We start from the raw sequence: 3,745 nt of genomic DNA, 5'->3' as shown, positions 1-3,745 counted from the left end.
GAATGATCGCTGCCAGTTGTAAACCGACATTCCACTGGTGTCACTATTATTTCTTCCGGAATTTATTTAGCCAGCGATCGGCTTCTTTCTGTAATTGAATTTTGCCATCGGCCAGGTACTGGCTCAGCTTCTCGTTCATAGGGCCATGCGAGGTGAGATGAAAGTAGCCACACTCTTCGCATTGGTATACTGCTATAGGGCCATAGCCTGCAGCAAAGTCAAAAGCAGTGCGCGTTTCGATCAACACATCTTCTGCTACCTCTTTGCTGGGATAACATTTTTTATGGGTAGTACATGTCTCCATTTAGCGAATGACTATTTTGAAGTTAAGCAGTAAAATCTAAAAAGTAAATGCCTGCTCCAACAAAATTACCGTTTATAAAAGCTAATCATAAAAAAAGGAATTGAAACATTATCAATTCCTTTCTCCACTCCTGCCTGCAGGCAGGCACCTCCAAAAAATTTAAATCACAGAGGTGAGATCATAAAAAAATAGCTTAAAAAATATTTATACATGTGTCTGTCAAAAATCACGCATACGGCAATTCGATAAACCAGTTTTTGGCAGACGCTACGTCTTTAAAGTATTTCACGGTCATACCATCAGCCTGTACTTTGCTGCTATAATCCTCAATTGCCATTACAACCCATAGTTCTTCGGGTACAATCATCGCTATATGGCGGATACCTGCTTTAATGGCCCGCAAATTCCAATCTTCCATTATCCAATGAATAGTCTCCTGGTCGCGGGCTGGTGCCAGTCGTACATCGGGCATCCACAACATCCTTCCGGTTTCCCTGATCTTTTCCTGCATTATCTCTAAAGCAAAATTCATGTGCGCTTTAAATTCCGCCGGAAGCATAAAGTCAAAGTAGGTAGCCATAGTACAAGGCACAGACAGATCGTAGTCAATCACAACGTAGTCTCCTGTATAAATCCGTGTAATCATTCTTTAAAAATTAATTATTCGCAACTTCCAATTGCTTTATCCAGGCAGCAGCACTCTCCCGCTCATCAAAGTAACCTACCTTTAAGCTACTGCCTTCTACCCGGGCCATAACATCATCAATGGCCATTTTATCATATACATCAGAGGGAACAATAATAGCTATATCAGAATAATATCCTGCTTCCAGAGCCATCGCAGTCCAGTCATTTGCAGACCAGTCCTGATCTTCTATTGCCAACGTTCCGAGGTTGCGTGTGTCGGCAATTACTTTTCCTGTTTTAAAATGTTCCATAGCCTTCAACAGTGACTCTAATCCTGTTCTGAATTCGGAAGAGAACGGTCGCACTTTCCAATCAATAGTAATAGCGTGCGTGGTGTTATCATAACTTATGGTAGCGTATTCTTTTTCAAAATATACTTGCATATAAATCTAAGGTTGGTATTGAATAGTTTACAAAGCCACTGGAAACTTCCGGTATACATCTGTGACACACTATATCTGAGCGACTACTTCTTTGCACCATGCTTTGGCAGCTTGCAAATCGCCAAACATTTCCATAACCAAATCGTCATTTCGCTTTTCAGTATGTTGTGCGTATTTCTTTAACGTCAGGTCGCCAAATACATTTTCCGGTAATACAAATGCCATATAGCGCAAGCCAGCTGCCAGTGCCCGCGGGTTCCAGTCATCGGCAACCCAGCGCATATCTTCATCGCTATGCACAGCATGCTTACGGGTGTCTGCTACCCAGAGCAACTTATCATGATCTTTCTTCTTCGTTATATAGTGTTCCAGGCCTTTATTCAAGAGAAACCGAAATTGTTCGCTGGTCATAAAACCACTAACCGTTAAAACGATGCATGGTATAGATGCATCATATTCTACGATGCCATACTTTTCTTCAAAGAGTTTCATATAAAACAAAAAATGGATCTTAAAAATAATATACTTATATAGCCTGCCAGGAATAGCTGTGCATTAGCATTTAGCAATCCATTGTACTGCTTTTTCCATGCTATCGAAATAAGCTGTGGTTAAAAGCTGCTTTGCATAATCGGCAGCATCGTTAATAGCCATTTTTGCATACACATCCTCCGGCATAATAATGGCCATGTGCGAACATCCCTTTTCGCTGGCTACAGGCCCCCACGCTGCGCTCCATTCCTGGTCTTCAATAGCCATCACTCCAAAATTGCGTGAATCAGCAATAACCTTTCCGGTTTTAAAATGTATCGTAGCCGTAAGCAGTGTGTTTAATGTCTCACGAAATTCTGATGAGAGTGGTGGCGTTTTCCACGCCATAATTACTGCCTGTACTACACGATTGTAACCTATGGTAACAAAATCGGTTTCAAAATATACTTGCATGCTAAAGGACTTATCGTAAAAAATGCTGACGCTTTAGAATTGCCTGATCCATTCCATGGCAGCATTTTCGTTATCAAAGAATGCACGGATCATACGTTTATCGACCCTATCAAGAATGGTTTCTACTGACAATTCTGTGAAAATATCATGCGGTACAATAATAGCGTTGTGCGAGAAGCCTGCTGCTGCAGCACGCTGATACCAATCGGTAGCTGCCCACTCCTGATCTTCGGGAAAAATTGCACCCATGTATGTAGTGTCTGAAATCAGTTTACCGGTTTTAAAGTGTTGAATTGCGTGAAGGAGGTGCTCCATCCCTTGTCTGAATTCTTCAGACGATGGCGGAGTAGTCCAGGCGCTTGCAATAATGTTAATGTCTTGGAGATAGGTAATCTTAAAAAACTCGCTCTTGAAGTATACCTTCATGTTATAGTTGAATTGGTTGCAGTATAGTTTGTTCAATTGGACCTATAGTCATAAATGCTGGCCTCCGCCATTTTGCGTTCCATGGCTTCGCGCGTTGCCGTAAGCTCTTCTACATTCTGGCGCAGCTCTTCTTCGGTAGCGCGCATCTCTTGTGCCTGTCGCTGCGAGGTTTCCAGCAGGCGTTTCATTTCTTCGGTTGTTCGTGCACTCTGCAGTGCAGAGGCAATAAACTCACCAGCCTTTTCTATGAAAGCGATCTGGTGTTTTTCAAACGTCTCAAGGCCGGCAATTTCTGCAACAGCTTCAATCACATCATTGTATTTCATAGGAACGATGAGCAAACAACCGGGTGTAGCTTCGCCCATACCGGATGTGATATAGGTATAGCCCTGCGGAAGTTTGGTGAGCATCGTTGTTTCACCTTCCAAAAAGGTTTGTCCCAGCAAACCAACACCCAGCTCAATCTTGCGCTCTATAAATTTCTTTCGGTCGTATGCATGGCAGGCAGTAAGCTCCAGATATTTACCGTCTGCTTCATTCTTGAGCACAAACAATCCCCCCTGTTGGGCACCCATATATTTGGTTAAGAATCGCACCACTTCATTCGACAGCACAGTAAGGTCGTTCTGGTTATTTCTTACGATCTCAGAGATTTTTGTCAACCCTTCATTACTCCACAAACGCGCTTCTTCTTCCTGCTTCATGAGTTTTAGCTGATCCCTCATGTCGGTAAGTCTGCCGGCAAGGCTGCCTTCATTCACAGCTTTGTTTGCTTCGTTCAAACCTTTCCATTCAGCTGCATAGTCGCCATCGGAAATGTGCTCGATAAATTCACTCGCCTGCTGCAGGTTCTGAATGGAGTGCTCGATCATGCTCTCCTGGTTACTAAATTGCACTTCGCTGCCCGGATCGAATATATACTTCCGGTTATTCGCCTCGAGTTGTGTTAGCAGTTTTTGCCGTGCCTGGTTATCGCGTTTAATCTTCACAACAATAAAAC

At 42.9% G+C, this 3,745-nt stretch carries 7 protein-coding genes; all 7 read right to left on the bottom strand.

Translation table 11 applies throughout. The features are described 5' to 3' along the window. Positions 1-46 precede the first annotated feature (46 nt). On the bottom strand, positions 47-304 hold the full coding sequence (locus V7Q33_RS05840) for a hypothetical protein (RefSeq protein ID WP_331974746.1): 258 nt from the start codon (positions 302-304) through the stop codon (positions 47-49). Positions 305-530: 226 nt separating this feature from the next. Next, entirely contained in the window at positions 531-950 is a 420-nt protein-coding gene (locus V7Q33_RS05835) for a hypothetical protein (protein ID WP_331974744.1), read from the bottom strand. Between the two features lie 10 nt (positions 951-960). Further along, positions 961-1,374, bottom strand: a complete 414-nt coding sequence (locus V7Q33_RS05830; protein WP_331974742.1) for a hypothetical protein — start codon at positions 1,372-1,374, stop codon at positions 961-963. A gap of 69 nt (positions 1,375-1,443) precedes the next feature. Continuing rightward, the gene (locus V7Q33_RS05825; protein WP_333819197.1) at positions 1,444-1,866 is read right to left on the bottom strand and encodes a hypothetical protein; all 423 of its coding nucleotides are present in this window, start codon (positions 1,864-1,866) and stop codon (positions 1,444-1,446) included. Between the two features lie 63 nt (positions 1,867-1,929). Then, on the bottom strand, positions 1,930-2,319 hold the full coding sequence (locus V7Q33_RS05820; RefSeq protein WP_331974738.1) for a hypothetical protein: 390 nt from the start codon (positions 2,317-2,319) through the stop codon (positions 1,930-1,932). A gap of 33 nt (positions 2,320-2,352) precedes the next feature. Continuing rightward, complete coding sequence (locus V7Q33_RS05815; protein ID WP_333819195.1) at positions 2,353-2,745, bottom strand: hypothetical protein; 393 nt, start codon at positions 2,743-2,745, stop codon at positions 2,353-2,355. Between the two features lie 32 nt (positions 2,746-2,777). Beyond that, positions 2,778-3,745, bottom strand: a 968-nt coding sequence (locus V7Q33_RS05810) for a GAF domain-containing protein (RefSeq protein WP_333819193.1), incomplete at its 5' end; no start/stop codon positions are given.

Source organism: Ohtaekwangia sp. (assembly GCF_036786105.1).
In the GTDB taxonomy this organism is placed as follows: domain Bacteria; phylum Bacteroidota; class Bacteroidia; order Cytophagales; family Cyclobacteriaceae; genus Ohtaekwangia.
Note: the sequence above shows the minus strand (reverse complement) of the source record. Positions and strands in the feature narration are given on the sequence as shown.

Excerpts from the sequence above, each read along its gene's own strand:
- V7Q33_RS05840 (WP_331974746.1), bottom strand. The coding sequence starts at position 304 with ATGGAGACATGTACTACCCATAAAAAATGTTATCCCAGCAAAGAGGTA.
- V7Q33_RS05835 (WP_331974744.1), bottom strand. The coding sequence starts at position 950 with ATGATTACACGGATTTATACAGGAGACTACGTTGTGATTGACTACGAT.
- V7Q33_RS05830 (WP_331974742.1), bottom strand. The coding sequence starts at position 1,374 with ATGCAAGTATATTTTGAAAAAGAATACGCTACCATAAGTTATGATAAC.
- V7Q33_RS05825 (WP_333819197.1), bottom strand. The coding sequence starts at position 1,866 with ATGAAACTCTTTGAAGAAAAGTATGGCATCGTAGAATATGATGCATCT.
- V7Q33_RS05820 (WP_331974738.1), bottom strand. The coding sequence starts at position 2,319 with ATGCAAGTATATTTTGAAACCGATTTTGTTACCATAGGTTACAATCGT.
- V7Q33_RS05815 (WP_333819195.1), bottom strand. The coding sequence starts at position 2,745 with ATGAAGGTATACTTCAAGAGCGAGTTTTTTAAGATTACCTATCTCCAA.